This is a genomic window from Klebsiella michiganensis (assembly GCF_002925905.1).
Lineage (GTDB): Bacteria > Pseudomonadota > Gammaproteobacteria > Enterobacterales > Enterobacteriaceae > Klebsiella > Klebsiella michiganensis.
Genome location: NZ_PRDB01000001.1, coordinates 13,504 through 30,467, shown reverse-complemented (window position 1 = coordinate 30,467; position 16,964 = coordinate 13,504). Strand labels below are relative to the sequence as shown.

Genomic DNA, 16,964 nt, shown 5'->3' with positions numbered 1-16,964 from the left:
GCGTCAGAGATTACAGCTCGCTTTTTTTGTGGAAACTGTCTTTGATCACCGTCTGGTCAATGTTGTCTTTATTGACCTCAATGGGCGTCAGCAGCCGGGACGGCACATCTTTGAGGCCGTTGTTGAGCGTGGCGTCGGCCTTCGGCTGCTTATCGTTGCCCAGTTCGACGGCGATCTCTGCTGCGGTGGTGGCAAGGTCAGCGATCGGTTTGTAAACGGTCATCGTCTGAGTGCCAGCGATAATGCGCTTCACGCCGGCGAGGTCGGCATCCTGGCCGGAAATCGCCACTTTGCCTGCGAGCCCCTGGGCGCTTAACGCCTGAATGGCGCCGCCGGCGGTGGCATCGTTAGAGGCGACGACCGCATCAATTTTGTTATTATTGGCGGTCAGGGCGTTTTCCATAATCTTCAACGCATTTTCTGGTAGCCATCCGTCGACCCACTGATCGCCGACGACCTTAATTTTTCCTTCATCAATATAGGGCTTAAGAACTTTCATTTGGCCGGCGCGGAAAAGCTTGGCGTTATTGTCTACCGGCGAGCCGCCCATTAAGAAATAGTTGCCCTGAGGCACTTTATTGACCAGGCTTTGCGCCTGCATTTCGCCAACTTTCTCATTATTAAACGAAATATAGAAATCAATGTCGGCATTATTGATGAGACGATCGTAGGCGAGAACTTTAATTCCCTCCTGTTTAGCCTCTTTTATCACATTACTCAGCACCTGACCGTTATAGGGAATAATAACCAGAACGTCGACGCCGCGATTAATCATATTTTCGATTTGCGACATTTGCGTTTCTTCGTTGCCATTGGCTGACTGGACGAATACTTTTGCACCTAATGATTCAGCTTTATTGACAAAAATATCGCGATCTTTTTGCCAGCGCTCAAGGCGCAGGTCGTCAATCGCCATGCCAATTTTGACTTCTTTCGCAATGCCCGACAGGCTGGTGAGGAGGAGTGAAGCACAGAGCGTTAGGCAAAGGTTCTTTATCTTCATAATAATAACACCTTTTTTGTAAAGTGCAGGATAAGACGAACGATAAAAATAAACGGCCTGATACGTAGCAGATTTTTAACGCGGAAAGGAGCGCTGGCAATTATCTATGCTTATTTTGCCGTTATGAAATTTTGTTTATTTGTTAATTTATGACCGCGATCGTACTTTAATAATTAGTTCTCATCGTATTTCATTGATCTCTCGTGGCGTAAGCAGCGAAGTGAGGGCGTTGTTCTATTGTTTTTGCGACCTGGCGCACGTTTGTGGATTCTCTCAATCACAGTGTGAAATAACGTAATTGAGGAAACTAAAAAGAGAATTCTATATTGGCTTATGACTTATTACTCGCCGCATCCCTGAATATGGAGTTCATTATGCAGACCTATTTTGATCAGCTCGATCGCGTTCGTTATGAAGGCCCGAAATCCGCTAACCCACTGGCTTTCCGTCATTACAATCCGGATGAGCTGGTCCTGGGCAAACGGATGGAAGAGCACCTGCGCTTTGCGGCCTGCTACTGGCACACCTTCTGCTGGAACGGCGCTGATATGTTCGGCGTGGGCTCCTTTAACCGCCCGTGGCAGCAGCCGGGCGAAGCGCTGGAAATGGCGAAACGCAAAGCCGATGTCGCGTTTGAGTTTTTCCACAAACTGAACGTACCGTACTACTGCTTCCACGACGTTGACGTTTCTCCGGAAGGGGCGTCGTTGAAAGAGTATGCCAATAACTTCGCGCAGATGGTGGATGTGCTGGCGGAAAAACAGCAGCAGAGCGGCGTCAAGCTGCTGTGGGGTACGGCAAACTGCTTTACGAACCCGCGTTACGGTGCCGGTGCGGCAACCAACCCGGATCCGGAAGTGTTCAGCTGGGCGGCCACTCAGGTGGTGACCGCGATGGATGCGACCCACAAACTCGGCGGGGAAAACTACGTCCTGTGGGGCGGCCGCGAAGGCTATGAAACTCTGCTCAATACCGACCTGCGCCAGGAGCGTGAGCAGATTGGCCGCTTTATGCAGCTGGTCGTGGAGCATAAACATAAAATCGGCTTCCAGGGCACGCTGCTGATTGAACCTAAACCGCAGGAGCCAACCAAGCATCAGTACGATTACGACGCGTCTACCGTCTATGGCTTCCTGAAACAGTTCGGCCTGGAAAAAGAGATCAAACTGAACATCGAAGCGAACCACGCGACGCTGGCTGGCCACACTTTCCACCACGAAATTGCGACCGCCATTGCTCTGGGCCTGTTTGGTTCCGTTGATGCTAACCGCGGCGACCCGCAGCTGGGCTGGGATACCGACCAGTTCCCGAACAGCGTTGAAGAGAATGCGCTGGTGATGTACGAAATCCTGAAAGCGGGCGGCTTCACCACCGGCGGCCTGAACTTTGATGCTAAAGTGCGTCGTCAGAGCACCGACAAATACGACCTGTTCTACGGCCACATTGGCGCGATGGACACCATGGCGCTGGCGTTAAAAGTCGCTGCTCGTATGATTGAAGACGGCGAGCTGGATAAACGCGTCGCCAGGCGCTATGCCGGCTGGAACGGCGAGCTGGGTCAGCAGATCCTGAAAGGCCAGATGAACCTGGCGGACATTGCCCAGTATGCCACTCAGCATAACCTGGCGCCGGAGCACCAGAGCGGCCATCAGGAACTGCTGGAAAACGTGGTTAACCGTTACCTCTTTGATCGCTAATGAGGGCGATGATGCCCGGCGAGCCCGGGCATTGGCGATAACCGATGCTTTATTCGCGCCACGCTTAGCCGTGGCGCGTCAGTAAGGAGAGGCTGTATGTATATCGGGATTGATCTGGGCACCTCGGGCGTCAAGGCTATTCTGCTCAACGAGCAGGGCGAGGTCGTGGCTTCGCATACCGAAAAGCTCAACGTGTCGCGTCCGCACCCTTTATGGTCTGAACAAGATCCTGAGCACTGGTGGCTGGCGACGGACCGCGCGATGAAAGCGCTGGGCGCGCAGCACTCGCTGCGCGAAGTCAAAGCGTTAGGTATTGCGGGCCAGATGCACGGCGCGACGCTGCTGGATAAGCAACAGCGCGTCCTGCGCCCGGCAATTTTATGGAATGATGGCCGCTGCGGTGAAGAGTGCGCGCTGCTGGAAGCGAACGTCAGTCGTTCGCGGCAGATAACCGGCAACCTGATGATGCCGGGATTTACCGCGCCGAAGCTGCTGTGGGTACAACGTCACGAGCCTGAGATCTTCAAACAGGTCGATAAGGTCCTGCTGCCAAAAGATTATTTACGTTTGCGCATGACCGGTGAGTTTGCCAGCGATATGTCCGATGCCGCCGGAACGATGTGGATGGACGTGGCGCGCCGCGACTGGAGCGATGAGATGCTCGCCGCCTGCGGTCTGAGCCGCGATAACATGCCGGCGCTGTTCGAAGGATGTGAAGTGACGGGTTCGCTGCGCCCGGCCGTCGCGCAGTCGTGGAATATGCCGGAAGCGCTGGTGGTAGCCGGCGGCGGCGACAACGCGGCGGGGGCGGTGGGTGTTGGCATGGCGGATGCGGGCCAGGCGATGCTGTCGCTGGGGACCTCCGGCGTCTACTTTGCCGTCAGCGACGGCTTTCTTAGCAAGCCGGAAAGCGCCGTACACAGTTTCTGCCACGCGCTGCCCGGGCGCTGGCATCTGATGTCGGTCATGCTGAGCGCAGCTTCCTGCCTCGATTGGGCGGCGACATTAACCGGCCTCGGCACGGTTCCGGCGCTGATTGCGGCGGCGGAAGCGGCGAACGACGATGCCGATCCGGTCTGGTTCCTGCCCTACCTCTCCGGTGAACGTACGCCGCACAATAATCCGCAGGCCAAAGGCGTCTTTTTCGGCCTGACTCATCAACATGGTCCGGCGGAACTGGCGCGGGCGGTGCTGGAGGGCGTCGGTTATGCGCTGGCGGACGGTATGGATGTGGTTCACGCCTGCGGCGTGAAGCCGGAGAGCGTCACGCTTATCGGCGGCGGCGCGCGCAGCGCCTACTGGCGGCAAATGCTGGCGGATATTAGCGGCCAGCAGCTGGATTTCCGCACCGGCGGTGATGTCGGCCCGGCGCTTGGCGCGGCGCGGCTGGCCCAGCTGGCGTTGCATCAAAATATCGCGTTTTCCGATCTACTTCCTCAGCTCCCGCTGGAACAGGCTCATCGTCCTGATGCCGAGCGCTTTGCTCGTTACGCCCCTCGCCGGGAAACCTTCCGCCAGATTTATCAGCAGCTTTTACCGCTGATGTCCTGATTCTTTCGCCCCTGTCGATGGGGCGAATTCATCTCTTGAATGTTTTTAAATTCATGTAGTTATCGAGTGTATTTATATATTCCGAATTTGTCGTTTCAGGGACGAAAAGTACGGATAAACGCATCCTGCCAGTCCACAATGGGGCCTGTCTTATGCCAGGGAGGCACCATGAAAAACAATCTTATTGCAAGGCTGTTGATGTCTGTTGGCGCACTGGTTTATCTGGTGGGAATCTGGCGAACCTGCCCATTATTTAGCGGTAAAGGCTATTTTTTGGGCGTTCTGGTCATGGGGATGTTTGCTGTGCTCACGCATCAGCGAACGGCGCAGGAAGCACAGCGAGACGGCGATTTTATCTCGCTGTGCCGGCTGGTGGTGCTGCTGTCGGCGGGATTGCTGCTGGTCGGCGCCTGGTTTGTCCCGGCTCCGTGGCGTGAAAAAAGTATTTACGTGATGGCGTGGTTTGTCTGTATGTACGGTGCGTCGGCAACGCCTTATCCCGCTAAAGTCACGGATAAAGCTCGCAATAACTCAGTGGAATAAGCTGTCAGCGGACAGCGAAGAGAGGTAGTTACAAATGGAAACGAAAGCGACGACATATTCACCCGCGTTTCATCTGATCTCATGGATTGCGCTGGTTGGCGGCATACTGACGTATCTGATTGGCCTGTGGAACGCGCAGATGGAGCTCAATGAAAAGGGCTACTATTTTGCCGTACTGGTTCTGGGGCTTTTTTCCGCCGCCTCTTATCAAAAGACGGTGCGTGATAAATACGAAAAGATCCCAACCACTACGATGTATTACTTGTCCTGCCTGATCGCCTTTGCGATTGCTGTGGGTCTGCTGGCGGTGGGATTGTGGAACGCAACGCTGATGCTCAGTGAGAAAGGCTTTTATGGCCTGGCGTTCTTTTTAAGCCTTTTCGGCGCCGTGGCGGTGCAGAAGAATATACGTGATGTCTGGGATCGTTCTTCTCTAAGCGAGGTCGGCGCAGTCACGGAAGAGCCCGCTGAGTAAACGACGGCGCCGGCGTTGAACCGCAGGCGCCGTTTTTCAGCTCACCAGTCGTCGGCTGTCAATGCGCTGTACCAACATTGATAGCGCCAGGCTACCCAGCAGCGCAGCGCTGAATATCCAGGCAATATCCAACATTGGCCAGCGGGTCAGCTCCAGTCCGCTGGCGCGCAGCGCGTGAATAATCAGCGCATGAAATCCGTAAATGCCTAACGAATGGCGCGCAATAAGCGCAATAAACGGCAGCTGACGCGTATTGAGCGTATTTTTTACCAGCGTCAGCAGGGCGAGCGCGCAGACAAAAACCGCGGGGCCGCAGTATAAATACCAGGTATCACCAAAATCGCCGCGCCAGCGCAGTTCGTGCAGCGTGCCGCGTGATATTACCCATACTCCCGTGATGAATAGCCCAGCGCAGAGCGCAGTCAGCCATTTTTTATCGGTATCCAGCGTGCCGATTGCCCGCCCTAATACGCCGTACATCACGTAGTAGAACGTATCGCCGTTGATATAGAGATTGAGCGGCAGCCATTCAACGCCTGCGGCTTTCACTGGGACCATATTGGGGTTTGCCAGAATACCCAGCACCAGCATCAGCGCCAGCAGCATCCTGCCGCTCACCTGCTTAACCTGCACCAGCGGAGAAAGCAGGTAAATGACCACGATAGCGAAGAAGAACCACAGATGGTAGAACACCGGTTTCTGCAGCAAATTTCTCAGCGACAGTTCAACGTTGATGTGGGTAAACAAGGTGATATAAAGCAGCGACAGCGCACTATAAAAGAGAATGCACAGCGCGATACGCCGAAAATGGCGGGGCTGGGCGCTGCGCTCGCCGAAAAACAGATAGCCTGAAATCATGAAAAACAGGGGGACGCTGACGCGAGATGCCGAGTTGAGGATATTGGCGAGATCCCACTCCAGCAGGCTGATGGTGTGCGGATGCGTGATATACCAGGTGGTACTATGAATCATGACCACCATCATGCAGGCAATGCCGCGCAAATGGGTAATCCAGTGAATTTTTTCCTGCATCAGTGCCTCTGTTTCTCCTTCTCAGAAAGGGTCTGACCGCCCTTATACGCTGGTATCGCAGTGGAATAATCCGAGTTTTTCGGCATAGACTTGTCGAGGTGTGGCCCAATTCGCACAATGTGCCGATTATTTAACGTAACCTGCACGATAACAATTTACTAACAAGGCGGTCGAGAAAAAATGGTGATGAAATATGTGTTTTCTGGACTACTGCTGTGCCTGCTGGCGGGCTGTAGCGCGACGCCGTCTCCGCCAGTGCAGAAGGCGCAGAAAGCACGGATAACGCCGCAGGCTACCCTCAATATGGCGCAGCTTTGCAAGGATAATGCCGCCGTTCGTTATAGTACAGGCGTGCGCCAGGTTGACATCAGCCATTTCGAGCAGTTTCAGGGGAGCTACGAGCTTTCGGGCAAGACTGCGCGGAATGAACGTTTTATCTGTTCTTTTGACCCGGACGGACAGTTTTTGCATCTTTCCATGCGCTAAACGCGCCCACGGTGGCGCTTATTTCCGCAATTTTCCCTAAACAATCCCGTTTCATACTGTATATCTCGCAGCCAGCGGGTATACTGGCTCCTTCCTTTAAATCCACACGTATCCAGCACGAAATCATATGCAAAAGTTTGATACCAGGACCTTCCAGGGCCTGATCCTGACCTTACAGGATTACTGGGCTCGCCAGGGCTGCACCATTGTTCAACCACTGGACATGGAAGTCGGCGCAGGCACCTCTCACCCGATGACCTGCTTACGCGCATTGGGTCCCGAGCCGATGGCGACCGCCTACGTGCAGCCTTCCCGCCGTCCGACCGATGGTCGCTACGGTGAAAACCCGAACCGTTTACAGCACTACTATCAGTTCCAGGTGGTGATAAAACCCTCTCCGGATAATATCCAGGAGCTGTACCTTGGGTCTCTGAAAGAGCTGGGTATGGATCCGACCATCCACGACATTCGCTTCGTCGAAGACAACTGGGAAAACCCGACGCTGGGCGCCTGGGGTCTGGGTTGGGAAGTGTGGCTGAACGGTATGGAAGTCACGCAGTTCACCTACTTCCAGCAGGTTGGCGGTCTGGAGTGTAAGCCGGTCACCGGCGAGATCACCTACGGTCTGGAACGTCTGGCGATGTATATCCAGGGTGTCGACAGCGTTTACGATCTGGTCTGGAGCGATGGCCCGCTGGGTAAAACGACCTACGGCGACGTGTTCCATCAGAACGAAGTGGAGCAATCCACCTATAACTTCGAATATGCCGACGTGGACTTCCTGTTCTCCTGCTTCGAGCAGTATGAGAAAGAAGCCCAGCAGCTGCTGGCGCTGGAAAACCCGCTGCCGCTGCCTGCCTACGAGCGCATTCTGAAAGCCGCCCATAGCTTTAACCTGCTGGACGCGCGTAAAGCCATCTCCGTCACCGAGCGTCAGCGCTATATCCTGCGCATTCGCACCCTGACCAAAGCAGTGGCTGAAGCTTACTATGCTTCCCGTGAAGCCCTGGGCTTCCCGATGTGCAACAAGAATAAATAAGAGGCGGCCATGTCTGAGAAAACTTTCCTGGTGGAAATCGGCACTGAAGAGCTGCCACCAAAAGCACTGCGCAGCCTGGCTGAATCCTTTGCTGCGAACGTGACCGCAGAGCTGGATAACGCTGGCCTCGCGCACGGTAAAGTTGAATGGTTTGCCGCACCGCGCCGTCTGGCGCTGAAAGTGGCGAATCTGGCGGCTGCGCAGGCAGACCGTGAAGTTGAAAAACGCGGCCCGGCGATTGCCCAGGCGTTTGACGCCAGCGGCCACCCGAGCAAAGCGGCCGAAGGCTGGGCGCGCGGCTGCGGTATCACCGTCGATCAGGCTGAACGTCTGACGACCGATAAAGGCGAATGGCTGCTGTATCGTGCCCACGTGAAAGGCGAGAGCACCGAAGCGCTGCTGCCGAACATGATCGCGACCTCGCTGGCGAAGCTGCCGATCCCGAAACTGATGCGTTGGGGCGCGTCCGACGTCCACTTCGTGCGTCCGGTTCATACCGTGACCCTGCTGCTGGGCGACAAAGTGATCCCGGCCACCATTCTGGGCGTGCAGTCCGATCGCGTTATTCGCGGCCACCGCTTTATGGGTGAGGCGGAGTTCACTATCGACAATGCCGATCAGTATCCGCAGATCCTGCTGGAGCGCGGTAAAGTCATCGCCGATTACGAACAGCGTAAAGCCAAAATTAAAGCCGATGCGGAAGAAGCGGCGCGTAAAATTGGCGGCAACGCCGATCTGAGCGAAAGCCTGCTGGAAGAGGTGACTTCACTGGTTGAATGGCCGGTGGTCCTCACCGCGAAGTTCGAAGAAAAATTCCTTGCGGTGCCTGCCGAAGCGCTGGTTTACACCATGAAAGGGGACCAGAAGTACTTCCCGGTTTACGACAACGCGGGCAAGCTGCTGCCGAATTTTATCTTCGTCGCCAACATCGAATCGAAAGATCCGACCCAGATTATTTCCGGTAACGAAAAAGTGGTGCGTCCGCGTCTGGCGGACGCTGAGTTCTTCTTCAATACCGACCGTAAAAAACGTCTGGAAGATAACCTTCCGCGTCTGCAAACCGTGCTGTTCCAGCAGCAGCTGGGTACGCTGCGCGATAAGACCGATCGTATTCAGGCGCTGGCCGGCTGGATCGCTGAGCAGATTGGCGCGGACGTCAATCACGCTACCCGCGCGGGCCTGCTCTCCAAGTGCGATCTGATGACCAACATGGTCTTCGAGTTCACCGACACGCAGGGCGTGATGGGGATGCACTACGCGCGCCATGATGGCGAAGCGGAAGACGTTGCCGTTGCCCTGAACGAGCAGTATCAGCCGCGCTTTGCCGGCGATGACCTGCCGTCTAACCCGGTGGCCTGCGCCGTGGCGATTGCCGATAAGATGGACACCCTGGCGGGTATCTTCGGTATCGGCCAGCACCCGAAAGGCGATAAAGACCCGTTTGCGCTGCGTCGTGCCGCGCTGGGCGTGCTGCGTATCATCGTTGAGAAGAACCTGAATCTGGATCTGCAAACGCTGACTGAAGAAGCGGTGCGTCTGTACGGCGACAAGCTGACGAATGGTAACGTGGTCGACGATGTTATCGACTTCATGCTGGGACGCTTCCGCGCCTGGTATCAGGATGAAGGCTATACCGTCGACACGATTCAGGCGGTACTGGCGCGTCGTCCAACCCGTCCGGCAGACTTCGATGCGCGTATGAAGGCGGTTTCCCACTTCCGTACCCTCGAAGAGTCCTCCGCCCTGGCGGCGGCGAACAAGCGTGTATCCAACATTCTGGCGAAATCAGACGTGACGCTGAACGATATCGTTCACGCCTCCGTACTGAAAGAAGCGGCTGAAATCAAGCTGGCAGGCAATTTAGTCGTGCTGCGCGATAAGCTGCAGCCGTACTTCGCCGAAGGGCGTTACCAGGATGCGCTGATTGAGCTGGCGTCCCTGCGCGAGCCGGTGGATGAGTTCTTCGAGAACGTGATGGTGAACGCAGAAGACCAGGATGTGCGCGTAAACCGACTGACGCTGCTGTCCAAGCTGCGCGATCTGTTCCTGCAGGTAGCGGATATTTCCCTGCTGCAGTAAGTGAATGGGTAATAATAAAAAACCTGCCTGCGGGCAGGTTTTTTTATACTAAAAATATAAGTAAGTGAACCATTAATAATTCGCTGATTGATATTTTCGTTATTTTCATTGATTGCCGGGAATTATTTTAGGAATATGCCAACGTAGTCTGGTCAGATATTTACGGTAGAATGCTGACGGGTGCTTGAGACTGTTTGTCTCAGGCGTTCAGCGGGAGATAAACAGAGAAAAGCCCCACCTGATGATAAATCAAAGTGAGGCTCCCCTATGCATGAACACCATAAGAGTAGCCTCTTACCTGTTGAAAATCAACACGGGAGGCGAGGAATGCCGCAAAAGTATCTGTTGTTTAGCTTAATAGTGATTTGCTTCACTATTTTATTATTTACCTGGATGGTGTGTGATTCGCTGTGTGAATTACAGCTCAGGCAGGGGAATATTGAGCTGGTGGCGTTCTTAGCCTGTGGGATTAAAACGTAAGAGACGGTGGCGGAGAGCGATCTCCGCCATTCTTACGGCGTTAAGCATTCTTATAGCACCCTGTTTTTTTCATGAAATCATTATTTCGCCTCCTGAAACCAGGAGGCTTTTTTTCCGGATTCACGGCCTGTCGAAAAAACAGGCTTGAAATGTATACCGGGGTATGTCTATCCTATGGCCCGACGAATCCCTCGTCTCACCGGAGAGCACGCGCCAAATGAACAAACACGACTGATGAATTTCACGCCTTGCTTCGCGCTATTTGCGAGCAGGGGAGGTATTGATTTCATTCAGGAGTGCTTATGGCTCATTGTGCCCGGTCCCCCTCTTTTCTTTTGCATCAGGTCACCTGTCAGTTAGCGACGGGAGATACGCTTTTTGGTCCGCTGAATTTATCGCTGGAAGGCACCCTCTGGGGGCTTGTCGGGCGCAATGGCGTCGGTAAAACCCGATTATTGCGTTTGCTGGCGGGCCTGGACTCGCCGTCGAGCGGCCATATCGAACGTGTGGCTTCGGTGAGCTACGTTGCTCAGCAGCATGTCATGTTTCCTGATACGACGCTGGCGGAATGGCTTGGCGTCGAATTCGTTTTTTCTGCTCTGGCTCGTCTTGAACGGGGCGAAGGGCGAGCCGACGATCTTGAACGTCTTGATGGCTTTTGGGATCTCCCGGAGCGCCTGAATGCAGGATTCCAGGCCGCTGGCTTAGGAGAATTTTGCCCCGGACGGCTCGCCTCTTCGCTGAGCGGCGGGGAAAGAGTGAAGGCGCAGCTGTGTGTAGCATTCCTGTCTGGCGCGGATTTCCTCCTGCTTGACGAACCCACCAACCATCTCGACCGACAAGGCCGCGCGTGGCTATATCAGCAGCTTGAGCAATGGCGCGGAGGGGCGTTGATCGCCAGCCACGATCGGGAGCTACTGACCCAAATGCCGCGCATCCTCGAGCTGGCATCCGCGGCTTTGCGCAGCTACGGCGGCAATTATGCGGATTATCAGCAGCAGCGTGAGCTGGAGCAGCAGGCGGCTCGCGCCGCGCTGGAGCATGCGGTTACTGAACGGCGACGAACCCGGGCGCGGATGCAAAAAGAGCACGATGACTGCCGGCGCCGCTCGGCGCAGACGTTGCGCACTATCGACACGCTAAATATCGCTTCATTTGAGCGTGTTGCCTGGAAAGGGGCGGCAAAAGCGCGTCCCGGCACCCTTAAGCGCCAGCATCGTGAACAAAGCGGCATCCTCAACGATGCGATAGAACAGGCGCGTGAGCGGGTAGAGGAAGACAACCCGGTGATGTTTACTCTGCCCGGTAGCCAGGTCGCTGCGGGAAAGCAGGTGCTGGAGCTGGACGCGTTGCGGCTGACCCATTCACCGATGGCAGCGCTGGACTGGCGTATAGATGGGCCGATGCGCGTGGCGCTGCGCGGCCCTAACGGCTGCGGTAAAACAACGTTGCTTAAAACGCTGCTGGGCCTGCAGCCGCCGCTCTCAGGAAGCTGCCGCTTATCGGTCAACGCGGCGTATCTGGATCAGCATCTGAGCCAGCTGGACCTGTCATTGTCCGTCATGGCGCACCTGAATCTCGGTGATACGCCCTTAGAAGAAGGTGTGCTGCGCAGCCAGCTGGCGCAGATACAGCTGGGGGCGGACAAAGTCCATCTACCGCTATCGGTTCTGAGCGGAGGCGAAAGATTAAAAGCGGCGCTGGCCTGCGTGCTCTGGCGACGGGAGGCTACGCAGCTGCTGCTGTTGGATGAGCCCACTAACCATCTGGACCTGGCGTCCACTCTGGCGATTGAAAAAGCGCTGGCACAGTTTCCCGGCGCGATGCTGGTGGTGTCGCATGATGAAGCTTTTTTACGGGCGCTGAAGCTGACCCATTGCCTGGCATGGCGGGAAGAGGGCTGGAGCGTTGAGAGGCTATAAATGCAAAAAACCGCCATCGATGGATGGCGGTGACTTAAGGCGCAAATAAAAAAATCCCCGCCGTTTGGCAGGGACTTAATAATTTTGAGCTTTTTAAGCTTACAGGCTGGTTACGTTGCCAGCTGCCGGGCCTTTAGCGCCGCTTTCGATGGTGAAGGAAACTTTCTGACCTTCGTCCAGAGATTTGTAGCCTTCGTTCTGGATAGCAGAGAAGTGTACGAACACGTCTTTAGAACCATCGTCAGGAGTGATGAAGCCAAAGCCTTTGTCAGCGTTGAACCATTTTACGATACCAGTCATTTTACCGGACATAGTGAATTACCTTTAAAAAAATAAATGAGCCTTGCGGCGTTACGGTCTGGACTACAGATTTAAAGCGATAAAGGGAAAGTTCACTACCGGGGTATCAACGGATAACCTTTGAAGGACTGCTCTATTCGAATGCTCTGTGGTCTTTACTTCAAACCTGCGAGCATTAACGCATGTTCACGTTGTGATAGCAAACTTTTTTTTCGTTGGCATGAAAACGGTCCTTTGGCAGGACCGCTAGCCGAAACCCATAAACGCTAAAATTATGAATCAATAAGCTGTCTTGAAAGCTGCGGATTCGCCTGGATCAGGCGCATCAGCTTAAGCTCTGTGGGAGAAGGCCTTACGCGTCTCGATTCCCACTCTTGTACCATTGCTACGCTGACGCCCATGGCGTTGGCAAAATCATCTATTTTCAGCCCGGTACCTTTGCGTAGCTGGTCAAATTCAATGCATGCGGCGGGCTTACGCGTCAGCGAGGCCGCCTGAGCCTGATCTTTAAAAATAATTTGTTCAAGGTTGCTCAGCAGTTCAAATGCAGGATCTTTATATTCCATTGAGAACTCCTCTCTTTCATACGGCGGAGGGTGAATTATGTAGAGCCTCTTAAGAATAGTCGGAAAAAAAGGCCAGGAATGCTTACCCTGGTAATTATTTATCACCCGAGGTTCTTTCGCGCCGCGTCGGGCGATATAACATGCTGAAAAGTAATAGAGAGAGCCGATAAGCAAATTATTGTAAACAGATAAGAAGAAAAGCGGAAAAGGCCAGCGCGCGCCCGCTGGCCGGTGAGTTACGCCTTTTGGAGCTTCTCCACTTCACCCTGGGCCGCCGGAGGTTGCCGTTGGCCAAGCTTATATTTGACCAGCAGCGCGGTGGCCGACAGGAAGGCCGGGATTGCCAGCAAGGAGAAAATTGTTTCGAAAGAGAGCTGGGCCTGCATCAGGAACGCACCGCTAAAGGCGCCGAGAATGCCACCAAATCGACCAATCCCTAACATCCAGGCCACGCCGGTCGCGCGTCCCTGGGTGGGATAGAAACCGGCGGCCAGCGCAGGCATTGATGATTGCGCGCCGTTCATAATGCTGCCGGCGATAAATACCATTATCCCCATCAGCAGCAGGTTATGGGTCGAGAAACCAACCAGACAAACGAACACGCCGGTCAGCAGCCAGCCCACGGCCACCACTTTGTTTGGGTTGAGCTTATCCATCAGCGCGCCGAGGATAAGCACACCAATCCCGCCACCCAGCGGGAACAGCGCGGTGATAATAGAGGCCTGGCTCATCGTCGCGCCGGTTTCGCGGATGAGCAGCGGCAGCCAGCTGGTCAGCAAATAGAAGATCAGCAGGCCCATAAAGTAGGTCAGGCACAGCATGACGGTGCCGACGGCGTAGCGCGGTGAGAAAATCACGCCGATGGACGATTTCTCCTTTACCTGGCCCGCTTCGCGTAGTTCAAATTCCGCCTGCTCGGGAACAGGCGCGATGCGGCGCAGGATCGCGGCGATACGCTGGGCAGGCTGGCGTTTGACCACCATATAGCGCGCGGATTCCGGCAGAAGAAAGATCAGCACTACCGCCAGCAGCAGCGGCATCACGCCGCCAAGCACCAGCACGCTTTGCCAGCCGTAATGGGGGATCATCCAGGCGGAGAGGAAGCCGCCCAGCGAGGAGCCCATCGGAAAGCCGACGAACATCAGGTTAACCATCAGCGCCCTACGCCGCTCTGGGGCGTATTCGCTCATCAGCGTCGCGGCGTTCGGCATGGCGGCGCCCAGCCCAAGGCCGGTAAGAAAACGCAGCAGCGTCAGCTGGGTAAGGCTGGTAGCAAAGGCGGTCAGCAGGCTGAAGCCACCGAAAACCACGATGGACATAATCAGAACTTTTTTCCGCCCAACGCGGTCGGCGAGCGGTCCGGCGGTCAGCGCACCGACCGCGAGCCCGACTAAGGCGGCGCTCATAACCGGGCCTAACGCCGATTTTTCGACGCCCCATTCCTGCACCAGGTCAGAGGCGATAAAGCCGATTATCGCGGTATCGAATCCGTCCATCGCGACGGTGATAAAACATAAGGCCAGAATCATCCACTGGTATTTCGTGAAGGGATGTTCATTGATAAAAGCCTGAATATCGATGGTTGTTTTCTTCATGCGGCATTCCTGGCAGGCAGAGCGGGGGACAGAGATAGATTATTGTTATCTCCCTCGCGGTCGTTGATGTTGTTTGTGCGATTATCGAACAAAAAGCCGTTAATCGCTCATTTAATAAAATCATCGAACGGCGGTTCAGGCAATGCAGGCGAAAAGGGAAGCGTGCGATTATCGTCCACTTTGCGACCCGTGCAGAAGAGAGAATAGATTAATAATAACAAAATCAATTTGTTAAGCGTTTCAGCCGAATGCCGGATGATAGCGGTAATTGTGATGGACTTAACAGCCGACGCGACTGGTCGCTAAAACGCTAAAAAACCGGCTTTCAGGGAGGAAGATTGTCAGGAAAAGGTATCCTGCAAGGCCGACCTGGACTATCCTTGTCAGCGTCTGGCACGTGTGTGTCTGTTTGCGCTTTTTTTGGCTGAAAGGAGTAAAAAAATGGCGACAGGAAAGTCCTGCTCTCGCTGGTTTGCGGCTATTGCGGCCCTGTTAATGGTGGTTAGCCTGAGTGGGTGTTTTGATAAAGAAGGCGATCAGCGCAAAGCGTTTATCGACTTCCTGCAAAATACGGCAATGCGTAGCGGCGAACGTCTGCCGACGCTGACCGCCGATCAGAAAAAACAGTTCGGGCCTTTCGTTTCCGATTACGCGGTGATTTACGGCTATTCACAGCAGGTAAGCCAGGCGATGGATGCGGGTTTGCGTCCGGTGGTTGATAGCGTGAACGCGATCCGCGTACCGCAGGATTATGTTACCCAGCGCGAACCGCTGCGTCAGGCAAACGGCGCTTTGGGCGTACTGAGCCAGCAGCTGGAGAACGCAAAAATACAGGCGGATGCCGCCCACGGCGCGCTGAAACAGGGCGACGATCTCAAGCCGGTCTTCGACCAGGTCTATAACAAAGTCGTGACGGCGCCGGCGAATGCGCTACAGCCGTTAATTCCGGCAGCGCAGGTATTTACCCAACAGCTGGTGCAGGTGGGTGATTTTATCGCTCAGCAAGAAACCCAGGTCAGCTTTGTGGCAAACGGTATTCAGTTCCCGACTTCGCAGCAGGCCAGTCAGTACAATACGCTGATTGGGCCGCTGGCCGCTCAGCACCAGGCCTTTAATCAGGCGTGGACCGCGGCAGTTAACGCGACGCGTTAACGGCTCTGACAGCCCGGGCAAGGCTTCACCTTAGCCCGGGTTTTCTTTTTTCACTTCTCACTTCACCTGCGGATTCACGCAGTTCTTCTCAACGTTGCCGTTCAGGGCATCAATCAGATTATCCACCGCGCAGGCCGCCATGTTATAGCGGGTTTCATGCGTGGCCGAGCCAATATGCGGCACGGCGACCACGTTTGGCATATTCAGCAGCGGGGAGTCTTTCGCCAGCGGCTCTTGTTCGAAAACGTCGAGGCCGGCGGCATGAATTTCACCTTCCTGCAGTGCGGCAATCAGCGCTTTCTCATCCACCACCGGGCCGCGCCCGGCGTTAATAAAGATGGCCGAGGGCTTCATTTTGGCAAACTGCGCTTTGCCGAACAGATGATGAGTCTCATCGGTCAGCGGCAGGATCAGACAGACAAAATCCGCTTCCTCCAGCAGGGTATCGAGATCGCAGTAGCGGGCGTTAAAGCGCTCCTCTGCCTGAGGGTGCTGGCGGCGGGCGTTGTAGAGGATCGGCATACCAAAGCCCGCGTGGGCGCGCTGGGCAAGCGCCATCCCGATACGCCCCATACCGACGATACCGAGGGTTTTATGGTGCACATCGTTGCCAAACCAGTCCGGACCGATGCTTTTGGTCCACTCGCCGGCCTTCACGCGGTTAGCCACCTCAACCACCCGACGCGCGGTGCTCAATACCAGCGCCATCACGGTATCGGCGACGGTCTCGGTCAGTACCGTCGGGGTGTGCATCAGCAGCACTTTACGCGCATTCAGCGCATCGACGTCGAAGTTGTCATAGCCGACGGAGATGGTCGAGGTCGCACGAAGCTTGGGCATTTTCTCCAGTAACGCGGTATCGACTTTTTCGCTGGAACCCAGCAGACCTACCGCTTCAGCGAACGCGTCGGCGTGCTGTGAAACGGTCTCCGGACGCAGGTTTTTCACCTGGGTGACGGTAAAGTGTTGTTCCAGACGCTGTTGCAGGTCGTCGGGAAGCGTTTTGTAGAGAATGACTGACGGCTTCATGCGGTTCTCCGTTGC

At 55.1% G+C, this 16,964-nt stretch carries 16 protein-coding genes; 10 read left to right on the top strand and 6 right to left on the bottom strand.

Going from position 1 to position 16,964, the window contains the following annotated elements; genetic code table 11:
- Nucleotides 1–10 precede the first annotated feature (10 nt).
- A complete protein-coding gene (gene xylF, locus CDA56_RS00155; RefSeq protein WP_102803679.1) occupies nt 11–1,003 on the bottom strand; it encodes a D-xylose ABC transporter substrate-binding protein in 993 nt (330 codons plus the stop codon).
- Between the two features lie 374 nt (nt 1,004–1,377).
- On the opposite strand from xylF, the gene xylA reads away from it, so the two are divergent.
- The 4 genes from xylA to yiaA all read left to right on the top strand — a co-directional run bounded on the left by xylA (nt 1,378) and on the right by yiaA (nt 5,269).
- Nucleotides 1,378–2,700: a xylose isomerase gene (gene xylA, locus CDA56_RS00145; protein ID WP_025106783.1), complete on the top strand. Its 1,323-nt coding sequence runs from the start codon at nt 1,378–1,380 to the stop codon at nt 2,698–2,700.
- 96 nt (nt 2,701–2,796) lie between these two features.
- Nucleotides 2,797–4,251: a xylulokinase gene (xylB, locus tag CDA56_RS00140; protein WP_025106784.1), complete on the top strand. Its 1,455-nt coding sequence runs from the start codon at nt 2,797–2,799 to the stop codon at nt 4,249–4,251.
- Between the two features lie 168 nt (nt 4,252–4,419).
- Nucleotides 4,420–4,794: an inner membrane protein YiaB gene (yiaB, locus tag CDA56_RS00135; RefSeq protein ID WP_064357655.1), complete on the top strand. Its 375-nt coding sequence runs from the start codon at nt 4,420–4,422 to the stop codon at nt 4,792–4,794.
- Between the two features lie 34 nt (nt 4,795–4,828).
- A complete protein-coding gene (gene yiaA / locus CDA56_RS00130; RefSeq protein ID WP_032751661.1) occupies nt 4,829–5,269 on the top strand; it encodes an inner membrane protein YiaA in 441 nt (146 codons plus the stop codon).
- Nucleotides 5,270–5,305: 36 nt separating this feature from the next.
- Here yiaA and CDA56_RS00125 read toward each other — a convergent pair whose 3' ends face one another.
- A complete protein-coding gene (locus tag CDA56_RS00125) occupies nt 5,306–6,301 on the bottom strand; it encodes an acyltransferase (protein WP_025106787.1) in 996 nt (331 codons plus the stop codon).
- 180 nt (nt 6,302–6,481) lie between these two features.
- Between CDA56_RS00125 and CDA56_RS00120 the strand changes: the two genes are divergently transcribed.
- The 5 genes from CDA56_RS00120 to CDA56_RS00100 all read left to right on the top strand — a co-directional run bounded on the left by CDA56_RS00120 (nt 6,482) and on the right by CDA56_RS00100 (nt 12,307).
- The gene (locus CDA56_RS00120; RefSeq protein ID WP_014227200.1) at nt 6,482–6,787 is read left to right on the top strand and encodes a YsaB family lipoprotein; all 306 of its coding nucleotides are present in this window, start codon (nt 6,482–6,484) and stop codon (nt 6,785–6,787) included.
- A gap of 127 nt (nt 6,788–6,914) precedes the next feature.
- The gene (gene glyQ, locus CDA56_RS00115; RefSeq protein WP_004126458.1) at nt 6,915–7,826 is read left to right on the top strand and encodes a glycine--tRNA ligase subunit alpha; all 912 of its coding nucleotides are present in this window, start codon (nt 6,915–6,917) and stop codon (nt 7,824–7,826) included.
- A 9-nt stretch (nt 7,827–7,835) separates the two neighbouring features.
- Nucleotides 7,836–9,905 carry a glycine--tRNA ligase subunit beta gene (gene glyS, locus CDA56_RS00110; RefSeq protein WP_025106788.1) on the top strand — a complete coding sequence of 690 codons (2,070 nt, stop codon included), beginning with the start codon at nt 7,836–7,838 and terminating at the stop codon, nt 9,903–9,905.
- A 327-nt stretch (nt 9,906–10,232) separates the two neighbouring features.
- Nucleotides 10,233–10,385 carry a type I toxin-antitoxin system toxin HokA gene (gene hokA / locus CDA56_RS00105; RefSeq protein WP_103815542.1) on the top strand — a complete coding sequence of 51 codons (153 nt, stop codon included), beginning with the start codon at nt 10,233–10,235 and terminating at the stop codon, nt 10,383–10,385.
- 302 nt (nt 10,386–10,687) lie between these two features.
- Nucleotides 10,688–12,307 (top strand): ATP-binding cassette domain-containing protein, encoded by a 1,620-nt coding sequence (locus tag CDA56_RS00100; RefSeq protein WP_103815544.1) that lies wholly within the window; start codon nt 10,688–10,690, stop codon nt 12,305–12,307.
- A 99-nt stretch (nt 12,308–12,406) separates the two neighbouring features.
- On the opposite strand, the gene cspE is transcribed toward CDA56_RS00100, so the two are convergent.
- The 3 genes from cspE to CDA56_RS00085 form a co-directional block, all read right to left on the bottom strand.
- Nucleotides 12,407–12,619 carry a transcription antiterminator/RNA stability regulator CspE gene (gene cspE / locus CDA56_RS00095; RefSeq protein WP_004126446.1) on the bottom strand — a complete coding sequence of 71 codons (213 nt, stop codon included), beginning with the start codon at nt 12,617–12,619 and terminating at the stop codon, nt 12,407–12,409.
- A gap of 260 nt (nt 12,620–12,879) precedes the next feature.
- Nucleotides 12,880–13,173: an HTH-type transcriptional regulator gene (locus CDA56_RS00090; protein ID WP_004106774.1), complete on the bottom strand. Its 294-nt coding sequence runs from the start codon at nt 13,171–13,173 to the stop codon at nt 12,880–12,882.
- Nucleotides 13,174–13,409: 236 nt separating this feature from the next.
- Nucleotides 13,410–14,768 (bottom strand): MFS transporter, encoded by a 1,359-nt coding sequence (locus tag CDA56_RS00085; protein ID WP_102803676.1) that lies wholly within the window; start codon nt 14,766–14,768, stop codon nt 13,410–13,412.
- A gap of 441 nt (nt 14,769–15,209) precedes the next feature.
- Between CDA56_RS00085 and CDA56_RS00080 the strand changes: the two genes are divergently transcribed.
- The gene (locus CDA56_RS00080) at nt 15,210–15,920 is read left to right on the top strand and encodes a DUF3053 domain-containing protein (protein WP_004126443.1); all 711 of its coding nucleotides are present in this window, start codon (nt 15,210–15,212) and stop codon (nt 15,918–15,920) included.
- Nucleotides 15,921–15,977: 57 nt separating this feature from the next.
- Here the strand turns inward: CDA56_RS00080 and ghrB are convergent, their stop codons facing one another.
- Nucleotides 15,978–16,949, bottom strand: a complete 972-nt coding sequence (gene ghrB, locus CDA56_RS00075) for a glyoxylate/hydroxypyruvate reductase GhrB (protein WP_009652700.1) — start codon at nt 16,947–16,949, stop codon at nt 15,978–15,980.
- Nucleotides 16,950–16,964 lie beyond the last annotated feature (15 nt).